We start from the raw sequence: 24443 nt of genomic DNA on the forward strand, positions 1-24443 counted from the left end.
AGCAGACCGACACGCCAGCCGCCCACCAGCGTGTCGGCGCCCGCCAGCAGGCCCCCCGTCGAACGATCGAAGGCAGCAGCGTTGCCGTCGCTGTCGGTNTTGCCCCAGGACCCGAAAGCCTGGCCCCAGACGGCAAAGCGATCAGTATCGGCGGCAACCATTTCAGGGCCACCATCGCCATAGGCCATGACCGGCAAAGCAGCGGTGCTGCCGTCGCCGAAAGCGGCGCGGATACGAGAAGTGGCCGCATCGCGGACGAAGCGGCTGTCCTCGACCAGCATGCCCTTGGCCGAGGCGTGGACTTCGCCCGAAAGCTGGTCGAAGGCAGCGCGTGCCTCGGCATCGGTGGCCAACCCGGCGACGGCGCCGAACACAGCCCCACCAGTCAGGCTGTCCAGCCCTTCGCCGGTGGCGATCTGGTTGGGCGTCAGCCCGGCATCGGCGAAGTCGCGCACCTTGGTCACATCGAGATAGGCGTTGTAGGCGTCATAGGTGTCGGTCACAGACAGGAATGCTGTGCTGGTGACACCGGTCAACGCCTGGAATGTCGTCCCGCCAAGCCCGCTGCCGGCGGACACCACCGTGTAGGTGCCGACGGCGAGGCCCTGAGCCGTTACCGCCAGCGTCGCGCCGGACAGATCGGCTGTTCCTTCGACTGCGAACCGGTCGGCTGCACCCGTGCCATTGATATCGACGGCCAGCACCGAGCCGGCCGCGAACGTCGCATCGCCGGCAAACTGGTTGGTGACATCGCCGGCAATGCCATTGGCCATGGTCAGCCTGCCATTGTTGGTGAAGTTGGACAACGCCTTGAATGTCGTCGTCACCGGGCTATCATAACCGACGGCGGCGGTGACAATGTCCTTGCCAACATCATTGGTCAGCGTGCCGCCACCAAACTCATTGATGCCGGCGGTGTTCCAGGTTGCGTTGTTGGCGACAATATTGGCGGCAGTGCCGAGCTTGACGGTGCCAAGCAGCCCGCCATTGTTGGTGAAGGTCACCGGCCCACCCGAGGTCTCTACCGCCACAAGGCTAGCTATCTGCGAGCTGTTGCGCACTAGGCCGCTGGTGGTGATGGAAATCGCTTGGCCTGCGGACGATATTGCTTTGATCGCGGCGTTGCCGCCTTCGACCGTGCCGGTGGCCGTGATGGTGGTGGCGCCGGCGCCGTTGTTTTCGACCTGGATGCCGGTGAGGCCGCCACCGGCTCCGGCGGCGTCGACTATGATGCCGCCTGTCGTTGTGGTACCGGTTCTTGCCAGGATGCCGGCACCGGATGCACCGGTCACCGTACCTTTCGCCGTGACCTTGGTGGCGCCGGTGCCGAAGTTGAAGGCAGCGAGGCCCGTGTTGTCGCCGCTGACAGTCATGGCGTCGACCGTCAGGTCTGTCCCGTAATTGGCCACATCGATGCCGGGACCGGCTATCCCGGTCACCGCCCCGGTCGTCGTGATGCTGGTGGCGCCGGTGCCGAAGTTGCGAGCATAGATGCCGGTGTAGCCGTTGACCGCCACGGCCTCGACGGTCAGGCTCGTCGCGCTGCCGGCGTTGGTGACACGAATGCCGGTAAGGCCACTCACCGCGCCTTTTGCCGTGACTTTCGTCGCGCCGGTGCCGGCGTTGTAGCCGTATATGCCTTCTTCGCTGCCACTGGCCGCCATGGCGTCGACCGTCAGATCGGTGGCGTTGGCGTTTGCCGCAACGCTGGCAATCGTGCCCTCTGGATTGAGCGTGATGGTGCCGTTAACGGCTACGATGCCTGTGTAGCCGGTTCCCGCTACGTCGCCCTTGGCGGTAACGCTGGTCACGCCGCTGCCCCTGTTCTCGGCATAAATGCCGTAGGTGGCGCCACTAACCGCCATGGCGTCGACCGTCAGGCCGCCCATCGCCGAGGCAGCGTTGAAGGCGTAGATGCCGGTATCGCTTATCCCGGTAACCGCTGCCTTCGCCGTGACGCTGGTGGCGCCTGTGCCATTGTTCTTGGCCTCGATGCCGAAGTAGCCGCTGACCGTATCGGCGAGGATAGTCAGGCCCTTCGCCGTAGTGCCGTTGACGGCATAAATGCCGTCGCCGTCTGTTCCAGTTACCGCCTTTGTCGCCGTGACGCTGGTGGTGCCAGTGCCGTCGTTTGAGGCATTAATGCCGAAGACGCCGCCGCTGACGGTGCCTTCGGCGCGAACCGTCAGGTCTGTCGCCGTGCTGCCGCTGTAGGCATTAATGCCGGTATTGCTCCCGGTCACTGCGGCCTTCGCCGTGACGCTGGTGGCGCCAGTGCCGAGGTTCTGGGCAACAATGCCGGTGCCACCGCTGACTGTGCCTTCGGCGATGACAGTCAGGTCTTTGCCGACATGGGCGATCGGGCCAGAAAAGGTCGGCGTGCCGTTCAGAACCGTGTTGACGACATCGAGCTGTTGCCCGCCATTGATCGCATAGATGCCGTATCCGCTGCTGCTGGCGGTGACATCGCCAGTGGCGGTGACGCTGAGATCTGCCGTCAGGCCCTGATTGATGGCGTAGATGCCGACGGCCGCGCCGCTCACGTTTCCAGCGGTGACGGTAGCAGCAGAACCTTGCGAGTAGACGACGACACCATAACCGCTGGCATCTGTCGACTGGATGTCGCCGGTGGCGTTGACGGTGGTTGCGCCGTCGCCGGTGTTGATGGCGGCAACGCCGATCAGGGCGCCGGTTATGGCACCGCCGGTGTCGATGGTCACCGAGCCGCCCGGATTGGGTCCGTAATAGGGAGGCGCTATCTGCGGAACCAGCGACACGACGCCAAGGCCGATGCCTGTCGTCGAACTCAGCGGCGAGGCATTGGCATCGGTGTAGCTGACCGCGCCGCTGCCCAATATGCCAAGCGCGAAGGGATCGCTGGTGGTGACGCTGAACCCCGGATCGGTGGTGACCGAAGGGTTGGCCGGAGCAAGGGCAAGGGCGATGAAGTCGCCCAGGTCGAGCGGCAAGCCGATCGTGGTGGGTACGATCTGGCCGGTGGTGTTGGCACCGGAGCAGACATAATTGGGGGGTGCCGCCGGCGCGCAGGCGGCGTCGGCGCTCTGGCCAAAGCCGAGCAGCGTCGCTCCGGCCATCGCCGTGCTGACCAGCAGGCGGTTGCGATAGCGACGATTGCGATTGCTGAAATTCATGGTCTGCCCCTGCCCCCATCCCGACAGATCGCCTTCGGCGGTAAGCCGAAGCAATCGTCGGTGTTTCCTGCCAATGGCTGATCGAATGCGATCGGCTTTCCTAGTCGTCATATGACGAGGGTCTGACGCTTTATGCCGCCGTTGAAGGCTTGCGGGAGCCGGGCTGTTACATCCGGGATACACATTCCGTCTGGCTAATTATCGAAGGGTGGGCGGCGGACTGCAGCGAGCTTCCGTTGGCCTTCGAAAGCAGTCAGCCCAAGGTACACCGCGTTCCTAAGGTTTGTTGCTTTCTTCGGCTAGGCGGCCTTTGAAGGTGCATCTGGGGAACCGGCGTCAGTCGCCTGCGGCTGCTCCGCGGCAGGCGTGTCTGGCGCCTCTGTTGCCCAGCGCAACATGACCGACAGCACCAGGGGCCGGCTTTGGAGCATTGGGCTCAGGGATCACGGTTTCGACGCCGAAGCGCCTTGAGCCGGCACTGCGTCGCCAGCTGGCGAAGCCGACCATAAAGCGGTCTTGCTCATGGCCAGGCATGAACAGAGAGCACGATTAATCGACGAGCTGATTTGGCCTACCACCATCCATCTTGCTTTTGTGGATACGCTCCAGAATTGCGCGGGCAGCCTCGGCTCGTTCCTTCGGCCGCCCGGTCAGATGCTGGCCTCCCAGTGAAGCCGGCATCTCCATCTCGCAATCCCACCGTCCATGCGTTGGTCGGGTCGAGTATGCAAACGTACCTCTGGCGCCTTTTTCCATCGGTCAACTCAGGTGCTCCGACATCGGGGCGGAGGATAGGATTTGGAGTAACCAGTGCATGAACGCTCCACACGCTACGGCTTGACCGGTTTGGTTTCTTTCTTCGGCTGCACGGCCATCGACGGCCCCTCCGGCGGCGGGCCGGCGGCGTCCGGCTTCGACTGCTCTGCCACCGGCGTGTCGGGCGCTTGCGGGCCACCTGATGTCAGGTTGACGGACACGCCGTAGATCTTCCACTGCCGGTCAGTTGGCTCGAACATAAGCTCGAAATTGACCTGCAAGGGTACCGACGGGAAGAAGCCCGCCATGTGCAGCATGCCGTTCGGCTCGATCTGCGGCAAAAGGGTCAGTTGCGGCTCGAGCACCGCGACGGCGCCGAAGTCGAGTGCCTGCTTGCGCTGGTTGGCGAAGATGTCGCCGAGCTGTGCGGCACTGTTGGCCTGGAAATTCGGCGAGCCGAGATCGCGCAGCACCGTGTAATTGCCGGTCTTGTTGGCCTGATCGAGCGCCAAAAGCGCACCGCGGATCAGGATCAGCACCCCATTGCGGTCGATACCGGCAGGCCGCGCCGTCTTTTGCCCCACCCGTTTTTCCTTGGCTTGCGCATGCCCGGGCTGCGCAGGCACCGCGACGGCCATCAGCGTGATGGCCACCAATGCGGCAAAAAAACCGCGGGCGCCCGAAGTCCGCCAACCGGGCACCCGCCACTGCAACGGCACGGAATGCTGAAGCCCCAAACCCCGCATCATCCCGGCCGCGTCAGTTCAGTGTCCATGAGGCTCCGACGCTGACGCCGACGTCGCCACGGCCGGTGGTTGCCGATACGGCAGCGTTCATGCGGAACTCCTCGCTGGTGTTGTAGCCAAGGCCGAGCGCCAGCCCCGATTGCCCTTTGAAATGACCGAAGCCGCCAGCCAGCGACAGCTTGCCGGGCCTGTCATCGTAGCGCAGCCCCGCAGTAGCCAGCGCCAGCGCGGTGCCGGCACGCGCTTCCGTGCGGGTTTCGCTGATCTCGCCGCCAAGGTTCTGAAAGCCGGACTCCAACGCGCCGACGCGCCCGTCGAGAGCCGCGATGTTGCTGGTGTTGTCGATCACCCTCGTATCGAGATCAAGGAGTTGAGTCGTATGGGTAGCGATCGCATTGGTGTTGCTGGCGATGCGACCCTCGTGGTCGGCAAGCTCGGTCGTGTGGCCACCCACGGTCGTGTTCAAGGCGTTGATGTTATTCGTATTGCTGGCGATGCGAATTTCATGATCGGCAACCTTTTCCGGCAGGTCTTCGAGCGCGGCCACATCGAATGTCGATGCCGCCAGATTGCCTGCAGCATCCGTCGTCACCAAGAAGACCGGATCGACCGGGTTTAGGTCTTGCGCCGCCTTGCTCGCGTCCGAAGTGACGCCCGCCAGCGTATAGGTGTTATTAACATTGCCGACCTTCACCTGATTGTCGCGCGTGGTCTCCACGCCATGACCGATAGCCATTGATCCCGTGTAATTGGCCTTGGATTGAGCCCCGAGTGTTGTCGCAAAAGCGGCGTTGGCCTCCGCCAGGTGACCAAGCGCCGTTGCCTCATTTTGATCGTTGGCTACGGCGCCGGCCTTCGCGCCCGTGCCGATCGCAGTTGTACCGGAACTGTTGAAATCAGTTGTTTCATCGAGATCGCCTGCTTTGGCAAACGCCCCCATTGCCGTATTCTGCCCGCCCGTGCCGCTATTGGATCTGTAACCCAAGGCGCTGCTTTCCACTCCATCCGCCCGAGCGTGGGAGCCTATTGCTGTTGCATATGCCGAATATGTAAAAGCGTCATACGATGCGTCCGGCCCGTCACCACAAGCGAGACTTGTGACATTTCCACCGTCATCGCCGCCGGCACATTCGCCTGCCCGCGCATTTCCCGAGGCAAGCGCGAAAACAGCCAAGCCCATCAAACCGGCCAAGGTCAGGATCGACATGCCGGGTGCATCACGACGGCTGACGTCCCTCTCGGAAGGCCGACAAGCTCGTTCGCAAAAGCATGACGCCATGTTTTCCGACCTACCCCCCACCGACCTGATAATTCTCGCCATCGCGTTCCCACCTCGATCGAACTGCCAGTGCGACCGAGATTGCAGGTAGGACACAATCCGAACAGTCGTCATATGACGACTGTTCGTCGCTTTGTGGGGCCGCTACCACCTTAACGCGACGGCTGTAGCCGGCAGGTGACACATTGCCGATTACTAATATTAAGAGACCTTGGCTTGAACTCCAGCATTACTTAGCTAGCCGTAACCATAACTTGATAGATATTTTTTGTATGTTAGGCTCCTTGAGCATGGTCCTTTGAAAGCTGGACACCAATGGGTGACGTGAGCATCGAAGCGGTCTCCGCAGTGGTCGGCAAGGTCTATGAGGCCGCTTACGATCAGGAGCGCTGGTTCGATGCGGTGACCGGCCTGCGCGATCTGTTCGGCGGCTCGCGCTCCTGCATCGTGCGACTCGATCCCAAGACGAGCAACGCGGTCTCGACAGTCTATGATCCCGAGTTCTCATCTGCCGAGGTAACCGCTGCCCACATGCGTGATCCCATCAGCCAGGTCGCCGCAGCCTTGCCTGTAGGCTGCGTCTATGATCGCACGCGGATAATGAAAGGGGGAGCCGGCTTCCGCCGTCGCGAGCTCTGGCAAGACTGGTATATGCCGCGCGATATGTATCATGGCCTCGCCTGCAATCTCCTGGCTTCCAATGGCTCCTATTGGTTTCTGGATATCCATCGCAGTTCCCGGCAGAATGCATTCGAGGTCAGGGATGTCGAACTGTTGCGGAAGATCGTCCCGCATGTACTGCGCGCCGGGCAGATCGGTCGGCAGTTGGAGAACACGTCAGCACTGGCATCTGCTTTTTCTCACCTGCCTTTCGGTGTCTTCCTGGTCAACAGTCACCAGCGGATCGCACAGATGAACGAGGCCGCCGAAGCGATGCTGGCGCGGCCGGACAGTCCGCTGAAGCTGAGCGACGGGGCCATAATAATCTGCAATGCGGGGGATACGCAGGAGCTGCAACGGCTTGTCGCCGACGCTTGCTCGCTGCGCGACGCCGTCACGCCCGGCACAGGCGGGACGCTGCTGGTGCCGTCCGATCGGCAGCAATCCGGCCTGGCGCGGCTGGTGCTGTCCGTGGCGCCCTTCGTCGACGCCCGCGCCTATGGTCTGGCATCCGAACGCTGCGCGGTAATCATGGTGACGGAGGTCGCCCGACGCATCCCCGACGGCTTCGAGACGCATGTCCGTGAGCTGTTCGACCTAACGCCGGCCGAAGCGCGGCTTGCTACGGCATTGGCGTCCGGCCGGTCGCTGAAGGAAGCCGCCGACACTTCCAACATCACCGTAAAAACCGGTCGCACCTATCTCGAACGGATATTCTCCAAGACCCGCACCCGCCAGCAAAGCGAACTGGTGGCGCTGCTCAAGAGCACTGAACCGCTCAGCGGGCGCAGATGATATTCACACCCTTCAAATTGCTGCGGAACTCCAGTGTCGTTTGCAAAGCATCCGTGAGCGGTCAATGTCCAATGTGAGCATCGAAGCGGTCTCCGCGGTGGTCGGCAAGGTCTATGAGGCCGCTTACGATCAGGAGCGCTGGTTCGATGCGGTAACTGGCCTGCGCGATCTGTTCGGCGGCTCGCGCTCCTGTATCGTGCGCATCAGCCCACACACATTCGATGCGGTTGCATCCGATTTCGATCCGGAGTTCACCTCGCAAAAGGGCATCGAAGCCCTGTTGCGCGATCCGCTGGCGGCGGCATCGGCCGCCTTGCCCCTCGGCGTGGTCAGTCGCTGGCCCCTGGCGGACGAGGTGGCGGCGTTCCGCCGCCGCGAACTCTGGCAGGACTGGCTGCGGCCGCGCGACATGTATCACGGCCTCGTCTCCAACCTGCTCTCGTCGAACGACTCGCACTGGATGCTCAGCATCGATCGCGGCCCAGGCCAGGAAACCTTCGGCGCCGACGACATCGACCTGTTGCGCAAGATCGTGCCGCACATGCGGCGCGCCGGACAGATCGGCCAGCAGCTGGAGAAAACGTCGGCCCTGGCGTCGGCGTTTTCGCATCTGCCATTCGGCGTGTTTCTGATCAACGGCCATCAGCAGATCGCACAGATGAACGAGGCCGCCGAAGCGATGCTGTCACGGCCCGACAGTCCGCTGCGATTGAGGGATGGCACAATCGCGGCCGCCAGTGCCGAGGATACGCAGGAGCTGGAGCGGCTCGTTGCCGACGCCTGCTCGCTGCATGACGGGGTCATGCCGGGCGTCGGCGGTACACTGCTGGTGCCGTCCGATCGCCGGCAATCCGACCTGGCGCGGCTGGTGCTGTCGGTGGCGCCATTCGTCGATGCCCGCGCCTATGGCCTGGCGTCCGAACGTTGCGCGGTGGTCATGGTGACGGAGGTCGCCCGCCGTATTCCCGATGGCTTCGAGTTGCATGTCCGCGAGCTGTTCGACCTCACGCCGGCCGAAGCCCGCCTGGCTACGGAACTGGCGTCGGGACGCTCGCTGAAGGAGGTCGCGGCAGCGTCCAACATCACAGTAAAGACCGGCCGCACCTATCTCGAACGTATCTTCGCCAAGACCGAAACCCGCCAGCAGAGTGAACTGGTGGCGCTGCTCAAGAGCACCGAACCGCTCAGCGGGCGCAGGTAGAAACCTGATTTTTGGAACCCGACAGTCGGCATATGCCGACTGTCGGAGGCAAAGCATTGTGTGCAAGTTTCGACCCCGATTGTAGCGGCCTCGCTTGAGGAGGGGGCGCTGTCGATGCGGGGAAAGTCGATGTTCGAAACCGGACACGCCGTGGTGGCGGGGTTGCTTCCATTCGCCATTTCCTATGCGCTGGTGGCAATGCTGCCCGGCGCCAACTTCGCCGTCGTCACGCAAGCCGCGCTAACCGCTTCGCGCACCACGGCTCTGTCGGCTGCCGCCGGTGTCGCCTTGGGCGCGAGTTCGCTGGCGACCGTCGTCGCGACCGGCGCCGGAGCGTTGCCGTCAGGGGGCTTTGCACACCAGATGGCCGCCAGCCTCTACGGTGCAATGCTGGTCTTCATCGGTTGGAATTCGATGCGGCGGGCGCTGTCGATCAAGGTTGGCTCCGACGTGCCCAAGCCCGTTCCAATCACGCGATATTTTCGGCTGGGCTTTGTCACGGCAGTGGCAAACCCTGCAACTGCATTGTTCTTCGCGTCCTCCACGCTGAATCTGGATGCGCGCGGGGCAACGCACCTACCCCTGGCTGTGCTGGTTTTTGCCATAGCCATTGCCTGGTTTGGGCTGCTCGGCCTTTGTATCTCCCAACCGGTTGCGCAGCGATTTTACAGTCGTTTTCGAAAGCATGCGGACATCGCGCTGGGAGGAACCCTGGTGGCGCTCGGCTTCTCCGCATTTGGACATTGAGCGGCGGCTGTAGCCGCCCTCTTCTCATCCGCGGCTGGGCAGTTCCGCGCTCTTCAGCAAAGCGACAAGCTGGCTTTGTTGCCGCGTCCCGGTCTTGGCGAAGATCCGTTCGAGATAGGTGCGGCTGGTTTTGACGGTGACGTTGGAGCTTGCCGCTGCCTCCTTCAATGGCCGCCCTTGCGCAAGGGAGGCCGCCAGCCGCGCCTCTGCGGGCGTCAGGTCGAACAGGCCGGCAAGCAAGCTTGGCGACGGCACGGTGGCGCTGGCGCTCATCGCCGTCGCCGCAACCAGAATGTCAGCCCCGGAAAAGATCTCGTGCGCGGCACGGCGCAGCGGCAGGAGATGAATGACCAACGCCGGTTGGCCTTCCCTGGCAGGAATGGGAATGGAACGCACGACCCGGTTGTGCAAATTGTGCGTAATGGCTTGCCGGAAAAGCTCATTGGCGGACACGTCGGCAAGTGCCATGCCGCCATGTGCGGCGGCGATGAAAACGGATGGCATGTTTTCCAGCAGCACATTGGCCGTCAGCACGCGTCCCGATGCGGTCATTACCGCAGCCGGCAGACCAAGGGCCTCAAGTGCGGAGACGCTCGCTTTGGCCTGCTCCATGCCCAACCGCGCCGACACCAGGCCGGCGCGCGCAAAGTGGGGACGAAGCTGATCGAGCCTATCGATCGATGTCTGATCGTAGGTGCCATCCCGCGTCCAGCGTTGAAAGACAAATGTGACCAGTTCACCGCTCGGCATGGCAACCGCCGAACAGATATGAGCACCGATACCCGCCGCCCTCAATTGTATCCGTACCGGATCATGCTCGAGCTCGTCAGCAGTCAGAAAATCTTCGACCTGCACGAAACTCGCCGGTTGCAGGCTGCACATGCGCTGAATCGCATCGGAGAATTTCCAGCTGTCGCCGGCGATGAATTCATCGAACAGGGAGCGGACGGTTTCAAGGGAATTGCCATGCCCGGGAAGCTCGTCACTCAACCGACCGCGAACAGGGGAGCCGTCGCTGAACAGGAAGATCGCGCCGTCAGCCGAACTCGAAAGCTCGCTGGCCGCTTCAAGAGCACCCGCCCACAAATCCGGCACGAACGCGGCCTCGTAGATCCTGTCCGTAAGATCATCGAACATGAGAGCGCACAGCCTCTTTCAGAGAAAGCGTCTTGCCGGCTCGGATCGTCAACGCGCTCCCACACGCCAACCGATACCCGCAAGATCAAAATGCCATGCTGAAAGCTGAGGTCAACCTCAGATTGCTGTCGAGCCGCATGCAGTTGCCGGCCCCAAAACGACAAAACCCGCCGGACTGGGTCCAGCGGGCTCGGAACCGCGACAAAAGTCGTCTGGTGCGGCTCTGGCTTCCGCGGCTTGGTCCGCCGGAGCGGACCAGACGTGGCTTTAGATAGCCCTGCGGGCGATCTTTTCGATGTCGGCGCGGTTGATGCCGAGATCGCTGAGCTGACGTGCGTTGAGACGGTTCAGTTCGCGGACGGTCTCGGTGTACATACGCCAGTTACGGAAAGCGCGGATCGGGTTCATGGTAGTCCCTCCAGAATGATGTTCGTTTCGATGGTGCTCAAATAGGCGTCATCGATGAGGACTTGAATGGCTGATTTTGCATAGCAATGATGCAAATGCTGCATTGCAGCATTAAGCTTCTGTTCATCTTGTGGGCAGCGAGGCGCTGACCTCGCGCGCTGTCAGCCTATGTCGAGCACGATCTTGCCGATATGCTCACCCTCTTCCATGCGCTCATGCGCCCGCCAGGCTTCGCTGAGCGGGAAGATCATGTCCATCACAGGGGCAACCTTGCGCGTGCCGAGCAGCGGCCACACCTGCGCTTCCAGCGCCGCCGCGATCGCCGCCTTGAACTCGACGGTTCGCGGCCTCAGCGTCGAACCTGTGTGGGTAAGCCGCTTGACCATGATCTTCGAAAAGTCCGCGCTTGCGACAGCGCCGGCCTGAACGGCGATCTGGACGATGCGGCCTTCGACCGCCGCGGCTTCGTAGTTGCGCGCCACATAGTCGCCGCCGACCATGTCGAGGATGACATTGGCGCCTTTGCCACCCGTTGCCTCCTTGACCGCGGCGACGAAATCCGCCTCGCGATAATTGATCGCCCGGTCGGCGCCGAGCTTCAGGCAGGCGTCGCATTTCTCCTTGCTGCCGGCAGTGGTGATGACATAGGCGCCGAAGGCGGAGGCAAGCTGGATTGCTGTCGTGCCGATGCCGGACGAGCCGCCATGGACGAGCAGCGTCTCGCCTTTCTTGAGGCCGCCACGCTCGAACACATTGTGCCAGACGGTGAAGTAATTCTCCGGCACCGCCGCGGCTTCGGTGTGGGTGAAGCCGGCGGGCAACGGCAGCACGCTCCCTGCATGGACCTTGACATATTCGGCATAGCCGCCGCCGGGCGTCAGCGCACAGACGCGGTCCCCAATGCGCCAGCGTGATATGTCGTCGCCAAGGGCCGCCACTTCACCCGATGCTTCGAGGCCCGGCAGGTCGGATGCGCCGGGCGGTGGCGGATAGGCGCCTTTGCGCTGCTGGACGTCGGGCCGGTTGACGCCGGCGGCATGCACCTTGATCAGGATCTCGCCGGGGCCGGGCTGCGGCACGTCGCGTGTTTCCGGCTTCAGCACCCGAGGGCCACCTGGCTCCGAGATCGCGATGGCCGTCATTCTTGCCGGAATTTTCTGTCCGCTCGCCATGAGATTTCCCGTCTTTCCTCGCCGTTATCCGACCGGCTGTTTGCATCGACGCCCCTGCCCTATGTATGCTGATTGCCAAATCAGGCAAATGGCCAATCTGGTCTTGGCGGAGGAGGAGCGACGATGGCGATCTTCGACGACGAACCCAAGAAGAAGGCGCGCCCGCACGAGATCGGGCAGGACCTGTCATTGCTTTCCGTCAGCGACTTGACTGAGCGGATCGGCATCCTGCGCGACGAAATCGCCCGCCTGGAAGCCGAACTCAAGGCCAAGGACACCACCAAATCCGCGGCCGAAGCACTGTTCCGCCGCGGATAGGCGCTCGGGCGTAAAGCCCGCCGCCGAAAAGCCCGAATGCGACTGTCTTCAGACGCAGCGTCCCCGCCAAACCTGAGCCGGATCAACCAATGTTCGCAACCTACCGACCGATCCTCTCGCTGCTTCGCGGCACCGCTTTCCTGCTCGCGGCATCTGGTTTGCATGGGCTGCTTCTGCCCCTGCGCGGTCAGTTGGAAGGCTTCTCGACCGCATCGCTCGGCCTGATGGGCACGGCCTGGGCCGGCGGCTTCGTCACCGGCTGCTTCTTCGCACCGCGCATCGTGCGCCGCGCCGGCCACGTGCGCGCCTTTGGCGCCTTTGCCGCATCCGGCGCCATCGTGGCGCTGCTCACCGGGCTGATCATCGACGAGTATGTCTGGATCCTGCTGCGCGCCTTCACCGGCTTCACCATGGCCGGCGCCTTCATGGTCATCGAAAGCTGGTTGAACGAGAAGGCCACCAACGAGAACCGTGGCACCGTCTTCGGCCTCTACATGATGGTGACTTATGCCTCGATCATGGGCGGGCAGATGATCGTCGCCGGCGGCGACGTGAAGTCCGCGTCGCTGTTCATGATTACCGGCATCCTGTTTTGCCTGTCGCTCATTCCGACGGCGGTCTCGACCGCCTCCCACCCCAAGCCGCTGCAGGATGTCTCACTTGATGTCAGGGGCCTTTATGCCAATTCGCCGGTGTCGGCGGTCGCTTGCGTGTTGATCGGCATCGCCAACGGCGCCTGGGGCACGCTTGGCGCGGTCTATGGTGCACGCATCGGCATTTCCACGGCCGAGATCGCCCTGATGATGAGTCTTGTGGTCGTTGCCGGTGCCGCCATGCAGCTTCCGGCCGGGCGCCTGTCCGACAAGACCGACCGGCGCTTCGTGCTGGCGGGGGCGGCTTTCGGCGGGGCCTTCTTCGCGCTCATGATCTTCCTGTTCGAGCCACGCTCCGGCGTCTTCGTCATCGTCTTCACCGCCGCTTATGGCGCCTTCGCCTATACGCTATATTCCATCGCCGTGGCGCATGCCAACGACCACGCGCGCTCGGAGGATTTCGTCAAGGTATCTGGCGGGCTGTTGCTGCTCTATGGCTTCGGCACGATGATCGGACCTTTGCTTGCGGCTGCCCTGATGGGCTGGATGCGCCCGGAAGGTCTGTTCCTGGCGACCGCCTTCGCGCATCTCTGCCTGGCGGGCTACACGCTGCTGCGCATCAGCCGCCGCGCGCCGGTGCCGATCGGGGATCGTGACGCCTTCAAGACGCAGCCGGCCGACCGCTCGGTCACCCCGGAAGCATTGCGGCTTGATCCCAGAAGAAAAGCAGAAGCAGACGGTTGAGATTCGAAAGGCTTTGCCTCACTAATACAGGCATGATGTTTTCCGACGCCTTCATGGCGATTGCCGATCCCAACCGGCGCCATCTTCTGGAAGAACTTCGCCGCGGCCCGAAAACCGTCACCGAACTGGCCGCCGGCTTGCCGGTCTCGCGCCCAGCCGTGTCGCAACATCTGAAAGTGCTGCTCGATGCCGGCCTGGTCCACGCCAAGCCGGAAGGAACAAGGCGCGTCTATACGGTGAGCGGCACTGGCTTCCTCAAACTCAACATCTGGCTCGATCAGTTCTGGGAAGCCTAACCCCGATCAACCGTTGTTGTAGGGGAAGAACTTGAAGTAGGGCTGCGCCTCCCCGATCACCCGAGCGAAGGCGGGGCGCTGCAGCAGGCGGTCGTGATAGCGCTTCACAGCCGGATACCTGTCGCCCAACGGCTCGACCTTGTTGGCATAGAACAGCGCGGGGGAGGCTGCGCAATCGGCCGTGGTGAAGCTGTCGCCCATCGCCCAGATCTTCGACTGCATGTCCTGTTCGATGATGGCGTAGGAATTGCGCAACCGGTCGCGAGCCTGCTCGACGCCGAACGGGTCGGTCTTGTCGCCGGGGCGCAACCGGTCGCCGACAATCTTCTGCATCGGCTCCTGCACATAGAAATCATAGAAACGGTCAGCTTGGCGGACGGCCAACGCCATGTCGATCTCGGCGGGAACGAGGTCGACCGGCCCCGGATAGTGCGCGGCCAGATATTCGACGAGGATGCTCGATTCCAGCACCGTACGGCCACGCGCATCGTCGCGCAGCGCCGGCATCTTGCCGGCCGGCGAGATCTTCAGGAAGGCCGCGCGCGATTCAGCATCGCCAAGGTCGACGATGACAGGCGTGAACGGCGTGGCGTTCTCGTACAGCGCGATCAACGGCTTCCAGCAGAAGGAGGCCAGCGGATGGAAATGAAGTGTCAGGGACATTTTTTGCTCGTCTGTTTCGTGGATTGTCGGTGGCCGCTACCCTGCGGCACGCCTGTTGCGGTTAGCCTTGTCCGTCAAACCAGCCTATGCTGCTTCAACCGGCTTGGACATGCGCGATGATCGCTGCGGACATCTCGGCCCAGTCGTCCGGATGCAGCTCGTGGCCGCCACCTTCGATGCGAATGAGTCTTGCGCCGGTGACCGTCTCGGCCAGCGCCTCGCCGTGTTCGACCGGAAAGATCGGATCCGCCGTGCCGTGAATGACCAGCAGCGGCGCCGCGATCTCGTGCAGGCGGCCCTTCCAGGCGGCGCCGCCCTTGAGCATGAAATGGTTGGTCGCGCTCAGGAAGCCGCCGGAGCGGTCGTAATCCTGCTCGACAAAGGCCCGTATCCCCGCCGCATCGAATGAATGCGTGGTGCTGGCGATCGCCCGCGCATCCCTGACGATGAAATCGACCACTTGACCACGGTCCGACCAATCGACTTTGGCGCCCTCGGCCGAGTGTTCCATGTAGGCTTCGGTCGTCCCGGGAAGGCCGGATGTGTCGATTCCCACCGGCGAACTGCTGATCACAGTCAGAGATACGACACGCGAGGGATGTTTCAACGCCACAAGCTGCGCGATCATGCCGCCCATCGACATCCCGACGACATGCGCCTTGCCGATGCCGTGGTGGTCCAGAACATGCATTGCATCGTCGGCCATATCATCGAACGTGTAGGGCGGCTCTCCCGGCTTGTATTTCGTCGAACGGCCGGTATCGCGATTGTCGTAGCGGATCACGAACAGGCCGGCACCGGCCAGTTTCCGGCAGAACGCCTCCGGCCACCACAGCATCGAGGCCATCGCTCCCATGATCAGCAACAGCGGCGGGTTCGCCGGATCGCCAAAGACTTCGGATATAATCTCAGGGCGTTCGGTGGTCCTCATCACGCAGTCTCCTCTCTGCAAAACTGATTGCATTTTGCAATCGGTTGCACGATAATAAAACTGATACGATAATGCAACCGGTTTTGGAGAAAAATCTCATGAGCATGGATCGCCGGTCCGGGTGCCCGATCAATCTGTCGCTGGAAGTCTTCGGCGACCGCTGGAGCCTGATCATCCTTCGCGACATGATCTTCGGCGGCAGGCGCCATTTTCGCGAGCTGCTCAACGGATCGATGGAAGGCATCGCCTCCAACATCCTCGCCGACCGGCTGAAGCGCCTGATGGAGCTGGGCATGCTGACCAAGGCCGACGATCCCTCGCACAAGCAGAAGGCGATTTACAGCCTGACCGAGATGGCGATCACGCTGGTTCCGATCCTGGCCCATCTCGGCGCCTGGGGCCGCGTCTGGCTGCCGGTCAGCGACGAATTGTCGATCCGCGCCGAACTGCTGGAAAAGGGCGGACAGCCTATGTGGGACAAATTCATGGACGAGTTGCGGCACGAGCATCTCGGCATGCCGCTCGATACAAGGTCTGGCCCTTCTGTCCGCGCGACCTTGCAGGCCGCCTACGAGGCGGTGGTTGCCAGCAAGGCCCTCGCCGCCAGCCCGGCCGCGTAACCAACTTATTTTCCCGTTTTGGGGCCGGCTCTGCTAGAAGAAGCGGAAAATCACAATTCACGGGATTGGATAAGGTCTTGGTTGAGAACTCTCGGGATGCTGCCCGCGCACGCGCCGACCTGCGCTTCAAGAAGCAGGAAGAGGCGGCAACCGTCCGCCAGAAGGCGATGGCCGAATACGCCGCCGAGAGCGACGCCCGCCAGGCCAAGACCAACAAGCTGCGGGCACTGCGTCTCGCCAAGGAAGCGGAAGACCTCGCCAACGCGCCGGCGGAACCCGCCAAGAAACCGGCCCGCGCCAAGAAGAAGTAGCCCAGCCACGTCCGGAGCCATACAAGCGGCAACGCTTATCCGGAAGAGCCGGCGAAGGCTGCTTTCCATCCTGCCTTTTCACGCGAAGCAATTTCAACCGGAACCGGGATGTTATCTCACCCGCCGACGATCGATGATCGACGCGTTTCAAACAGGAGACCGCCATGACCGCACTGCCGCTCGAAAAAGCCAGGCAAATCATCGAAACCGCCTTTGCCAAGGGCTCCGATCTCAAGCTCAAGCCGCTCGGCGTCTCGGTGCTCGACGCCGGCGGGCATCTGGTCGCCTTCCAGCGCCAGGACGGCGCCTCGTTCCTGCGTCCGCAAATGTCGGCCGGCAAGGCCTATGGTGCGCTCGCCATCGGCATGGGCTCGCGCAAAGTCGAGGCCTTTGCCAAGGAGCGCCCGCATCTCGTCGCCGGCATCTCGGACGTCTCGGGCGGGCGCGTGCTGCCGGTCGTCGGCGGCGTGCTGATCCGCGACAAGGCCGGTGCCGTCATCGGCGCCGTCGGCATTTCAGGCGACACGTCGGACAATGACGAAGCCGCGGCAATCGCCGGCATCGAGGCCGCCGGTTTCACCGCCGATCCGGGGTGAGGTCGGGAACTTCGTCATCCACGGGCGGAGCAGGAGCGAGGCTCCGTCGCGCAGACCCGAGGATCCATTCCGTAACATCAGCCGTAGAGTGCAGCGGAGCAGAATTCTGGACCGCTGAAACGCTCACGTGTCGCGGCTTGGACCCTGGGGTCTGCGCCGCGTCGCTACGCTCCTTGCTACGCCCTGGGATGACGACGTTAGGGGCGTTTGCGCCAACTGTCAGCGCAAGCGCCCGTCAAACTTCCGCCTTCCGCGCCGGGGACCTAATTCAAATTGATGTCCCGGCTGGCCGACCGCATCGACACCGCGAATCCGGCCAGCACGTCGAACAGCGCGATGACCATCAGCGTGAAGAAGACGGAATGGGCCGCACCCTTCACCAGCAGGAACTCGACCAGGAAGGCCACGAAGACCAGCGTCGACAGAAGATGGTCCATGATCGAGGCATTGGTGGTGCGCACCGACTTCGCCATTTCGAGGAACAGGAAGATCAGCCCGATCAGCACCATCAGATCGCCAAGCGTCATCGAGAACACGCCACCCGACATCATGCTGAATGAGAAGACCTCGCTTGCCCACGGATCGTCACCGCTGCCGAATATTCCCAGCAGTCCGAGATTGTAGAGCACGAAAGGCACGATCAGCAGCGGAATGGCACCGAACATCTGGCGTCTCCATGTGGGGGCAATCCTTTGTAGAATGCGCCACAGGCACGCCGTCAAGATGTTTCGATGGCAGCGTTGAACACGGTCGAAGACCGCACGCAACAACAATGTCAGCTGGTTGCCTGCAACGATTGCCGCCCACGCGTCGAGATGCGCGCTACCCCGCCCCCCAAACGCAAAAGGACCGGCCACCGGCCGGTCCTTTTGGAATTCAGACCTTTGGAAGGCTGGTCTCAGCTTTCCTTGGGCGTCAACACCTGGCGACCGCGATACATGCCGGTCTTCAGGTCGATATGGTGCGGACGGCGCATTTCGCCGGAATTCTTGTCCTCGACATAGGTCGGGGCCTTGAGGGCGTCGGCCGAGCGGCGCATGCCGCGCTTGGACGGAGAGGTTTTACGTTTCGGAACGGCCATGGATATGCTCCACTACATGGTCAAAAGCCCCGCCCGCCCTCGTGAAAGGGCCATGTCGGGGCCTAAATCTGAGAAAGTCGGGTGCCTATACACGCCCTGTGCCGTTTTGGCCAGCACTGGCGCGAATTTTTTTGGATCGGCTAGCGGAGACAACCGACATAGGCGCCCGAGCGGCCGGCTCGCCGCTCGATCAGATTGGCAAGCCGCCTCAGGCCAGGCCCGGGCTTGGCCGGATTGCGGGCGATCGGATTTGGCAAAGAGACCGCAAGCAGGGCGGCCTGCCGTCGCGACAGCTGTTTTGCCGAGACGCCGAAATGGTGCTGTGCCGCGGCCTCGATGCCGTAGATGCCCGGCCCCCACTCGGCGATGTTGAGATAGATTTCCATGATGCGCCGTTTCGACATCACCGCATCGAAATAGACGGCCAGCGGCAATTCGACCACCTTGCGCACCGAGCCCAGCGGCCGCGACCAGAGATACAGGTTCTTGACCGTCTGCATGGTGATGGTCGAGGCGCCGCGCGTCGCTTCGCCGGCCAGCGCATCGTCGACGACGCCTCTCAGCTCGCCGAGATCGACGCCACGATGAAAGCAGAACTGCCCGTCCTCCGACATGATGACGGAATTGGCCAGCACCGGCGACACGTCGTCGATCGACACCCAGCGGCGGTCGTAACCGGAGAAGGTCGCCAGGTCCTTCAGCATCAGCGTCGAGACAGGATGCACGAAGAACGGCAGGTACAGAAACGTCAGCACGACCGGAATCAAAGCCAGCACCGCGGCCACGACGATGCCGCGCCGGACCCAGCGCTTGAGACCACGGCGGTTTACGCCCCGCGATCTCGTCGCCATGTCCAGCTTTTCGGTTTCATGATCGACGATCGGTTCCGCCAAGCCGCCCAACCCGTGCCAGAGAGCTCGTTTTGAAACGCGCTCCTGTGAGTCATGTGACGGTGTTTTCGAGAACCGGAGCGGAGCGTACATTAGAGTACGCAAGCACCGGAAGCGCAGAAAACGCCCTCAGATGACCGCAGGAGTAGAGTTTCCGAACGGGCTCATACTGCTCCGGCATAATGGCGCTTGCCTTCTTGCGCAACGTCTGAGTGTCGGCTACCGGTCCCGGCCATGACGAATGACGACCAAATGGCGTTCGAAATGGCGCTGATCAGGCGGGCAGCCGCCGTCGAGGTGCTGCTGCGGCGACTGCTCGACGACCGCGCGCTTTCGGGCGAGATCGCCCGGCCGGACCGGCTGATGGCGGCGATGCGCCATGGCGTGCTGAACGGCGGCAAGCGCCTGCGGCCCTTCCTGGTCATGGAAAGCGCCGCCCTTTTTTCCGCCGACGGCGAGGCGGCACTGCGTGTCGCCGCCGCACTTGAATGCGTGCATTGCTATTCGCTGATACACGACGATCTGCCCGCCATGGACGACGACGACCTGCGTCGCGGCCAGCCGACCGTGCACAAGGCCTTCGACGAGGCGACCGCGATCCTGGCCGGCGACGCCCTGCTGACGCTGGCCTTCGACATCATTGCCGGCGAGTCGACCGCGCTGCCGGCGGAGCGGCGGGCAGCCCTGGTGCTGGCGCTTGCCCGCGCCGCCGGAGCAGGCGGCATGGTCGGCGGCCAGAAGCTCGATCTCGAAGCCGAACAGACGCCGCCGGACGAGGCCGGCATCATCCGGCTGCAGGCGATGAAGACCGGCGCGCTGATCCGCTTCGCCTGCGAGGCAGGCGCCCTCATCGCCGGCGCCCCGGCCGATGACCGCGAGCGGCTGGCCGAATTCGGCTCGGCGATCGGTCTTGCCTTCCAGCTTGCCGACGACCTGCTCGATTTGACCGCCGACGCCAGCCAGATGGGCAAGGCGACCGGCAAGGACGCCGCCGCCGGCAAGGCGACGCTGGTGGCCTTGCATGGTGCAAATTGGGCACGCGGCCAGCTGCACGGCCTCGTCGCGCAGGCGCATGCGCTGCTTGAGCCCTATGGCGACGATGCCCAGTTGCTGAAAGAAGCGGCGACATTCGTGGCGGCGCGTAACAGCTAAGGTTGGTGCCAGCCGGAACATCGAACTGATTGCACGCACGTCCCCGCCGGCCGGTTCTGAAATAGAACTTGAGCGGAAGCCTGCCGAGGCAGAGGATTGACATCCGCACGGCAAGCACGCGGTGCGGATAAGAGTTGGAGGATGCCATGTCGACCACCGACAAGCTGTTCAGCGGTTCCATTCCCGAGATCTACGACCGGGCGATGGTGCCGCTGATCTTCGAGCCATATGCGCGGGATCTGGCGGAGCGGGTGTCGAAGCTCGGGCCGCAATCGGTGCTCGAAGTGGCGGCGGGCACCGGTGTGGTGACACGTGCGCTCGCAGCAAAGCTGCCGGCGCAAGCGCGCATCGTGGTCACCGACCTCAACCAGCCCATGCTCGACCACGCACGCACGCGGATGGTGGACGATCCTCGCATCACCTGGCAGCAGGCCGATGCTCAGGCGCTGCCCTTCGAGGACGCACAGTTCGACGCCGTGGTCTGCCAGTTTGGCGCGATGTTCTTCCCCGATCGGGTGGGCGCCTACGGGCAAGTTCGGCGCGTGGTGCGGCTGGGCGGGCACTTCCTGTTCAACGTCTGGGGTGCCATCGAAGAGAACGAGTTTGCCGATGAGGTGACGCGTGCGCTCGGCCATTTTTTCCCGGCCGATCCGCCTCGCTTCATGGCAAGGACACCGCATGGCTATCACGATGCGGACGTCATCCGCGCCGACCTGCATGCCGCCGGCTTCCGTAACATCACCATAGAGCCGCTGGATGCCGTCAGCGCCGCTTCCTCGCCATATGAGGCGGCCACGGCCTATTGCCAGGGCACGCCCCTGCGGGCCGAGATCGAGGCGCGCGGTGGCTCGCTGGAGGAGGTGACGCGATACGTGGCGAATGCCCTTGGGAAACGGTTCGGGGAAGGCCCGGTGAGTGGCCGCATCCGCGCCCTCGTCGTGGACGCGGCCTAGGCGCGCTGTCCATCCGGCGGCTCGCACGGCTCGCCTGCCCGAACGAACGAAATTTTAATGTAAATGAAGCGTAATCCCGGCCATTAAAATGGTGCGTATGTGTTGGGGTTGCGCATGCCTGAATATTCGTCCTTCATCCGGTCGGTCCGGATCCGCTATATTTCAGGGTTGCTGATCTTCGCGCTGGCTTCCGCAGGCATCGTGATTGCGCTTGATCGCGTCAATTCCTTTCGCCGCGACATCGATGCGCTGAGCAGCAATCTCGTCATCTTCACCCGAGACCTGCGCAACGCGACCAGCTTTGCCGAGACGACCGGCACCGCCTGGCGGGCGGAGACACGCGATGCCCTGACCACATCGGCGCGCGGCCATTCGGAGCGCCTGACCGGCGAGATCGAGACGCTGACCGCCCAGCTTGCGGCGATCAAGCCGCGGCTGTCGATCAAGACCGTCGACGAACTCCAATCCGCTTCAGTTAACGGCGATCTGTTCTGGTCGCCGCGCGACATGGTGCGCAATTTCAACCTGATGTCGGTGGCGCAGAAGGTCGATGAGTGGAGCTATCGCGAAATCCGCAACCAGAATGACCTGTTCGCCCAACCCATGCTGGTTCGCGTCCGCACCGCCATGGATGATGAGCGCCATCTGGCCGATGCCTCCAGCGACAGGCTGTTGTTGTGGGCCAGCGGGATCCTGTTCGCGGCCCTTGCCATCGTCGCCTTCTGGATCTTCCGTCCGATGGAAGTGGCGATCCGCCGCGCCTTTGCCGAATCCGCCGAATCCCTGTTCAAGGCCGAGGCCGCCGACCGCGCCAAATCGGAATTCCTGGCCAATATGAGCCACGAAATCCGCACGCCGATGAACGGTGTGCTCGGTATGGCCGAACTGCTAGCCAAGACCGATCTGACCCCACGCCAAAAGACCTTCACCGACGTTATCGTGAAGTCCGGCAACGCGCTGCTCACCATCATCAACGACATCCTCGATTTCTCCAAGATCAATGCTGGCCAGCTCACCCTCGACCCTGCTCCCTTCCGCCTTTCCGAGGCGGTCGAGGACGTGGCGACGCTGGTCTCGGCTCGCGTCGCCGAAAAGAACCTCGAACTGATCGTGCGCGTCGATCCGCGCCTGCCGGCCCATGTCGTCGGCGACGCCGGCCGGTTCCGGCAGATCATCACCAACCTGCTCGGCAACGCAGTGAAGTTCACCGAGAAGGGTCACGTGCTGATCGACGTCGGCGGCGAGATCGTCAACGACGTGGTCCAGCTCAAGATCCGCGTCGAGGACACCGGCATCGGCATACCGGCCGAGAAACTGCAGAACGTGTTCGAAAAATTCGCGCAGGTCGACGGCTCGTCCACCCGCCGTCACGAGGGCACGGGGCTGGGCTTGGCCATCGCAGCACGCCTCGTCGACCTGATGGCAGGCAAGATCGGCGTCGAGAGCGAGATCGGCCGCGGCTCGGTGTTCTGGTTCGCGGTGCCGCTGCCCGCGCATCAGGCCGCGGCGCGCGACGAGATCGTGCCGGTCGACGTCACCGGCGCGCGCGTGCTGGTCATCGACGACAATCCGGTCAACCGCGAAATCCTGCTCGAGCAGCTCAGGAGCTGGAGCTTCGACTGTGCCGCCGCCGAAAGCGGCGCCGTCGGCCTGGCCTTCCTCGATCGCGCCTTTCAGTTGGGCGCCGCCGTCGACTGCATCATCCTCGACTACCAGATGCCTGGCATGAACGGCGCCGACGTCGCCAGGGCAATTGCTTCCGACAGCCGGCTGTCCTCCATCCCGGTGGTGTTGCTGACCTCGGTCGACCAGGTCGATTTCGGCAAGATGATCATCGACTTCGGCATTGCCGCGCATTTGACCAAGCCGGCGCGCTCCGCGGTCCTGCTCGGCACCGTTATTTCGGTCGTGCAGAAGGCCCGTTCGCAGGTCGGCAAGGCGCAGTTTGTCCGCGAACCGATCGTCCAGGCCCCCCCGGCAGCGCCGCCCGCCTTTACCGTCATCCGCGGCCCGGCGCTGCCAGTCGCGGCAGCACCGGAATCGACAACCACGCCGAACGGACCGATCGACATCCTGATTGCCGAGGACAACGACGTGAACCAGCTGGTCTTCGGCCAGATCCTCAATGGCTTGGGCTTGAGCTACCGCATCGCCGGCAACGGCCGCACGGCGGTCGAGATGTACCGGGCGCTGCGCCCCAAGCTGATCCTGATGGACGTCTCGATGCCGGAGATGAATGGCTACGAAGCGACCCGCGCGATCCGGGCCATGGAGACCTCGACGGGCACCCACATTCCGATCATCGGCGTCACCGCGCATGCGCTGAAGGGCGATCGCGACAAGTGCATCGAATCGGGCATGGACGACTATCTGCCGAAGCCCGTTTCGCCCGACCGACTGGGCACCAAGATCGGCACCTGGCTCAGCGAGACCGTGGTGGCCAAGACGGCGTAAAAGCCGGCCCTATTGGTCAGGCCGGATCAGCGCAACCGGCCGATCGGGATGATTTCCGGCGAGGTCACACCATAAGGTGTGCCCTGCCAGTCACCCAGCCACTGCTCGACCAACAGGCCAGTCTCGTCCAGCATCCCCGCAAGATCTTCCTTCTTGGGGAACGCGATCTTGGATTCGGCGCTCAGAACAGGTCTACCGCCCGGAATGTCATAGAAGGTCGAGTAGGTGACGATGCCGGTAGCGGCATCGTGTTCGGCATCATACCAGGCTTTGACCGTGCCGAGGCCGGGATGTGTAACTGCCCGTTCGGAGCGCTGCGGTGTCCATTCCAGCCATTCCTCCTCGGCGGGATTTCGTGTGTCGAAAATGAAGAGCCCGCCGGGAGCGAGATGCTCGGCGATGGTGCCCAGCACCGCCATCTGATCCTCGCCTGTCAGGAAAACCTGGAACGCATGCCCGGTGAGCAGGACCAGGTCGAAACGCCGCCCGAGCCGAACAGTTCGCGCGTCGGCCTCGACCCAGTCGACCCTGTCGCCGCCGGCCCTGCGCCGCGCCACGTCGAGCATCGCCGATGCCGGGTCAACGCCAGTGACATTATGCCCATCGGCAAGTTCGGCAGCCAGTTGGCCAGTGCCACAGCCGAGATCGAGGACCGAGCCGCGATTTACGGCAAGACCGATACAGTAATCAAAATCGGCACGGCCGCTTTGGTTCTCGATATCATAGAACTGGACGAAGTCGGGATCGCTGTAGATAGGGTCGGTCATAGTCTCTGCCCATACTCCAAT

The 24443-nt window shown here is 63.1% G+C and carries 24 protein-coding genes; 12 read left to right on the forward strand and 12 right to left on the reverse strand.

Annotated elements, in window-relative coordinates; translation table 11 throughout:
• The 3 genes from M729_RS01000000135435 to M729_RS0118520 form a co-directional block, all read right to left on the reverse strand.
• A partial coding sequence (locus M729_RS01000000135435; protein ID WP_198032113.1) for an autotransporter outer membrane beta-barrel domain-containing protein occupies positions 1-3152 on the reverse strand: 3152 nt, incomplete at its 3' end.
• A gap of 830 nt (positions 3153-3982) precedes the next feature.
• Positions 3983-4609, reverse strand: coding sequence for a hypothetical protein (locus M729_RS0118515; protein WP_245267595.1), 627 nt, complete (start codon positions 4607-4609; stop codon positions 3983-3985).
• Positions 4610-4667: 58 nt separating this feature from the next.
• The gene (locus M729_RS0118520) at positions 4668-5861 is read right to left on the reverse strand and encodes a YadA-like family protein (RefSeq protein WP_245267596.1); all 1194 of its coding nucleotides are present in this window, start codon (positions 5859-5861) and stop codon (positions 4668-4670) included.
• Between the two features lie 387 nt (positions 5862-6248).
• Between M729_RS0118520 and M729_RS0118525 the strand changes: the two genes are divergently transcribed.
• The 3 genes from M729_RS0118525 to M729_RS0118535 all read left to right on the forward strand — a co-directional run bounded on the left by M729_RS0118525 (position 6249) and on the right by M729_RS0118535 (position 9336).
• Positions 6249-7388, forward strand: coding sequence for a helix-turn-helix transcriptional regulator (locus M729_RS0118525; RefSeq protein ID WP_027162469.1), 1140 nt, complete (start codon positions 6249-6251; stop codon positions 7386-7388).
• Positions 7389-7452: 64 nt separating this feature from the next.
• A complete protein-coding gene (locus M729_RS0118530) occupies positions 7453-8589 on the forward strand; it encodes a helix-turn-helix transcriptional regulator (protein WP_032808840.1) in 1137 nt (378 codons plus the stop codon).
• Positions 8590-8718: 129 nt separating this feature from the next.
• Positions 8719-9336 carry a LysE family transporter gene (locus tag M729_RS0118535; protein ID WP_027162471.1) on the forward strand — a complete coding sequence of 206 codons (618 nt, stop codon included), beginning with the start codon at positions 8719-8721 and terminating at the stop codon, positions 9334-9336.
• A gap of 24 nt (positions 9337-9360) precedes the next feature.
• Here the strand turns inward: M729_RS0118535 and M729_RS0118540 are convergent, their stop codons facing one another.
• The 3 genes from M729_RS0118540 to M729_RS0118555 all read right to left on the reverse strand — a co-directional run bounded on the left by M729_RS0118540 (position 9361) and on the right by M729_RS0118555 (position 12053).
• Positions 9361-10473 (reverse strand): helix-turn-helix transcriptional regulator, encoded by a 1113-nt coding sequence (locus M729_RS0118540; RefSeq protein WP_027162472.1) that lies wholly within the window; start codon positions 10471-10473, stop codon positions 9361-9363.
• Positions 10474-10740: 267 nt separating this feature from the next.
• The gene (locus M729_RS1000000137375) at positions 10741-10881 is read right to left on the reverse strand and encodes a DUF1127 domain-containing protein (RefSeq protein ID WP_013529236.1); all 141 of its coding nucleotides are present in this window, start codon (positions 10879-10881) and stop codon (positions 10741-10743) included.
• Between the two features lie 161 nt (positions 10882-11042).
• Positions 11043-12053, reverse strand: coding sequence for an NAD(P)H-quinone oxidoreductase (locus M729_RS0118555; protein WP_032808842.1), 1011 nt, complete (start codon positions 12051-12053; stop codon positions 11043-11045).
• A 123-nt stretch (positions 12054-12176) separates the two neighbouring features.
• Between M729_RS0118555 and M729_RS0118560 the strand changes: the two genes are divergently transcribed.
• The 3 genes from M729_RS0118560 to M729_RS0118570 all read left to right on the forward strand — a co-directional run bounded on the left by M729_RS0118560 (position 12177) and on the right by M729_RS0118570 (position 14004).
• Positions 12177-12371, forward strand: coding sequence for a DUF1192 domain-containing protein (locus M729_RS0118560; RefSeq protein WP_023810953.1), 195 nt, complete (start codon positions 12177-12179; stop codon positions 12369-12371).
• Positions 12372-12460: 89 nt separating this feature from the next.
• The gene (locus M729_RS0118565; RefSeq protein ID WP_024502978.1) at positions 12461-13708 is read left to right on the forward strand and encodes an MFS transporter; all 1248 of its coding nucleotides are present in this window, start codon (positions 12461-12463) and stop codon (positions 13706-13708) included.
• A gap of 32 nt (positions 13709-13740) precedes the next feature.
• The gene (locus M729_RS0118570; protein WP_013529232.1) at positions 13741-14004 is read left to right on the forward strand and encodes a metalloregulator ArsR/SmtB family transcription factor; all 264 of its coding nucleotides are present in this window, start codon (positions 13741-13743) and stop codon (positions 14002-14004) included.
• A 6-nt stretch (positions 14005-14010) separates the two neighbouring features.
• Here the strand turns inward: M729_RS0118570 and M729_RS0118575 are convergent, their stop codons facing one another.
• Positions 14011-14667: a glutathione S-transferase family protein gene (locus M729_RS0118575; protein WP_027162473.1), complete on the reverse strand. Its 657-nt coding sequence runs from the start codon at positions 14665-14667 to the stop codon at positions 14011-14013.
• Between the two features lie 94 nt (positions 14668-14761).
• On the reverse strand, positions 14762-15598 hold the full coding sequence (locus M729_RS0118580; protein WP_027162474.1) for an alpha/beta hydrolase: 837 nt from the start codon (positions 15596-15598) through the stop codon (positions 14762-14764).
• Positions 15599-15696: 98 nt separating this feature from the next.
• On the opposite strand from M729_RS0118580, the gene M729_RS0118585 reads away from it, so the two are divergent.
• The 3 genes from M729_RS0118585 (at position 15697) to M729_RS0118595 (ending at position 17125) form a co-directional block, all read left to right on the forward strand.
• Positions 15697-16218 (forward strand): helix-turn-helix domain-containing protein, encoded by a 522-nt coding sequence (locus M729_RS0118585; RefSeq protein WP_027162475.1) that lies wholly within the window; start codon positions 15697-15699, stop codon positions 16216-16218.
• 77 nt (positions 16219-16295) lie between these two features.
• The gene (locus tag M729_RS0118590) at positions 16296-16529 is read left to right on the forward strand and encodes a hypothetical protein (protein WP_013529228.1); all 234 of its coding nucleotides are present in this window, start codon (positions 16296-16298) and stop codon (positions 16527-16529) included.
• Positions 16530-16693: 164 nt separating this feature from the next.
• Entirely contained in the window at positions 16694-17125 is a 432-nt protein-coding gene (locus M729_RS0118595; RefSeq protein ID WP_024502974.1) for a heme-binding protein, read from the forward strand.
• 263 nt (positions 17126-17388) lie between these two features.
• Here the strand turns inward: M729_RS0118595 and M729_RS0118600 are convergent, their stop codons facing one another.
• The 3 genes from M729_RS0118600 to M729_RS0118610 form a co-directional block, all read right to left on the reverse strand.
• Complete coding sequence (locus M729_RS0118600; RefSeq protein ID WP_013529226.1) at positions 17389-17790, reverse strand: hypothetical protein; 402 nt, start codon at positions 17788-17790, stop codon at positions 17389-17391.
• Positions 17791-18023: 233 nt separating this feature from the next.
• On the reverse strand, positions 18024-18206 hold the full coding sequence (gene rpmF, locus M729_RS0118605) for a 50S ribosomal protein L32 (protein WP_008834724.1): 183 nt from the start codon (positions 18204-18206) through the stop codon (positions 18024-18026).
• Between the two features lie 140 nt (positions 18207-18346).
• Entirely contained in the window at positions 18347-19057 is a 711-nt protein-coding gene (locus M729_RS0118610) for a transglycosylase domain-containing protein (RefSeq protein ID WP_224620082.1), read from the reverse strand.
• Between the two features lie 273 nt (positions 19058-19330).
• On the opposite strand from M729_RS0118610, the gene M729_RS0118615 reads away from it, so the two are divergent.
• The 3 genes from M729_RS0118615 (at position 19331) to M729_RS0118625 (ending at position 23655) form a co-directional block, all read left to right on the forward strand.
• Positions 19331-20248 carry a polyprenyl synthetase family protein gene (locus tag M729_RS0118615; protein ID WP_027162476.1) on the forward strand — a complete coding sequence of 306 codons (918 nt, stop codon included), beginning with the start codon at positions 19331-19333 and terminating at the stop codon, positions 20246-20248.
• 146 nt (positions 20249-20394) lie between these two features.
• Complete coding sequence (locus M729_RS0118620; RefSeq protein WP_027162477.1) at positions 20395-21201, forward strand: class I SAM-dependent methyltransferase; 807 nt, start codon at positions 20395-20397, stop codon at positions 21199-21201.
• A gap of 114 nt (positions 21202-21315) precedes the next feature.
• Positions 21316-23655 carry a response regulator gene (locus tag M729_RS0118625; protein ID WP_013529222.1) on the forward strand — a complete coding sequence of 780 codons (2340 nt, stop codon included), beginning with the start codon at positions 21316-21318 and terminating at the stop codon, positions 23653-23655.
• A 26-nt stretch (positions 23656-23681) separates the two neighbouring features.
• On the opposite strand, the gene M729_RS0118630 is transcribed toward M729_RS0118625, so the two are convergent.
• A complete protein-coding gene (locus M729_RS0118630; protein ID WP_027162478.1) occupies positions 23682-24422 on the reverse strand; it encodes a class I SAM-dependent methyltransferase in 741 nt (246 codons plus the stop codon).
• Positions 24423-24443 lie beyond the last annotated feature (21 nt).

The sequence above is a fragment of the Mesorhizobium sp. WSM1293 genome (assembly GCF_000513875.1).
Lineage (GTDB): Bacteria > Pseudomonadota > Alphaproteobacteria > Rhizobiales > Rhizobiaceae > Mesorhizobium > Mesorhizobium ciceri.

What these genes read in the sequence shown, in the direction of transcription:
- M729_RS0118575 (WP_027162473.1), bottom strand. Translation starts at nt 14,667, where the DNA reads ATGTCCCTGACACTTCATTTCCATCCGCTGGCCTCCTTCTGCTGGAAG.
- rpmF (WP_008834724.1), bottom strand. Translation starts at nt 18,206, where the DNA reads ATGGCCGTTCCGAAACGTAAAACCTCTCCGTCCAAGCGCGGCATGCGC.
- M729_RS0118630 (WP_027162478.1), bottom strand. Translation starts at nt 24,422, where the DNA reads ATGACCGACCCTATCTACAGCGATCCCGACTTCGTCCAGTTCTATGAT.
- M729_RS0118565 (WP_024502978.1), top strand. Translation starts at nt 12,461, where the DNA reads ATGTTCGCAACCTACCGACCGATCCTCTCGCTGCTTCGCGGCACCGCT.
- M729_RS0118625 (WP_013529222.1), top strand. Translation starts at nt 21,316, where the DNA reads ATGCCTGAATATTCGTCCTTCATCCGGTCGGTCCGGATCCGCTATATT.
- M729_RS0118570 (WP_013529232.1), top strand. Translation starts at nt 13,741, where the DNA reads ATGATGTTTTCCGACGCCTTCATGGCGATTGCCGATCCCAACCGGCGC.
- M729_RS0118620 (WP_027162477.1), top strand. Translation starts at nt 20,395, where the DNA reads ATGTCGACCACCGACAAGCTGTTCAGCGGTTCCATTCCCGAGATCTAC.
- M729_RS0118600 (WP_013529226.1), bottom strand. Translation starts at nt 17,790, where the DNA reads ATGTTCGGTGCCATTCCGCTGCTGATCGTGCCTTTCGTGCTCTACAAT.
- M729_RS0118595 (WP_024502974.1), top strand. Translation starts at nt 16,694, where the DNA reads ATGACCGCACTGCCGCTCGAAAAAGCCAGGCAAATCATCGAAACCGCC.
- M729_RS0118585 (WP_027162475.1), top strand. Translation starts at nt 15,697, where the DNA reads ATGAGCATGGATCGCCGGTCCGGGTGCCCGATCAATCTGTCGCTGGAA.
- M729_RS0118535 (WP_027162471.1), top strand. Translation starts at nt 8,719, where the DNA reads ATGTTCGAAACCGGACACGCCGTGGTGGCGGGGTTGCTTCCATTCGCC.
- M729_RS0118540 (WP_027162472.1), bottom strand. Translation starts at nt 10,473, where the DNA reads ATGTTCGATGATCTTACGGACAGGATCTACGAGGCCGCGTTCGTGCCG.
- M729_RS0118520 (WP_245267596.1), bottom strand. Translation starts at nt 5,861, where the DNA reads ATGTCGATCCTGACCTTGGCCGGTTTGATGGGCTTGGCTGTTTTCGCG.
- M729_RS0118615 (WP_027162476.1), top strand. Translation starts at nt 19,331, where the DNA reads ATGACGAATGACGACCAAATGGCGTTCGAAATGGCGCTGATCAGGCGG.
- M729_RS0118560 (WP_023810953.1), top strand. Translation starts at nt 12,177, where the DNA reads ATGGCGATCTTCGACGACGAACCCAAGAAGAAGGCGCGCCCGCACGAG.
- M729_RS0118530 (WP_032808840.1), top strand. Translation starts at nt 7,453, where the DNA reads ATGTCCAATGTGAGCATCGAAGCGGTCTCCGCGGTGGTCGGCAAGGTC.
- M729_RS0118580 (WP_027162474.1), bottom strand. Translation starts at nt 15,598, where the DNA reads ATGAGGACCACCGAACGCCCTGAGATTATATCCGAAGTCTTTGGCGAT.
- M729_RS1000000137375 (WP_013529236.1), bottom strand. Translation starts at nt 10,881, where the DNA reads ATGAACCCGATCCGCGCTTTCCGTAACTGGCGTATGTACACCGAGACC.
- M729_RS0118610 (WP_224620082.1), bottom strand. Translation starts at nt 19,057, where the DNA reads ATGGCGACGAGATCGCGGGGCGTAAACCGCCGTGGTCTCAAGCGCTGG.
- M729_RS0118555 (WP_032808842.1), bottom strand. Translation starts at nt 12,053, where the DNA reads ATGGCGAGCGGACAGAAAATTCCGGCAAGAATGACGGCCATCGCGATC.
- M729_RS0118525 (WP_027162469.1), top strand. Translation starts at nt 6,249, where the DNA reads ATGGGTGACGTGAGCATCGAAGCGGTCTCCGCAGTGGTCGGCAAGGTC.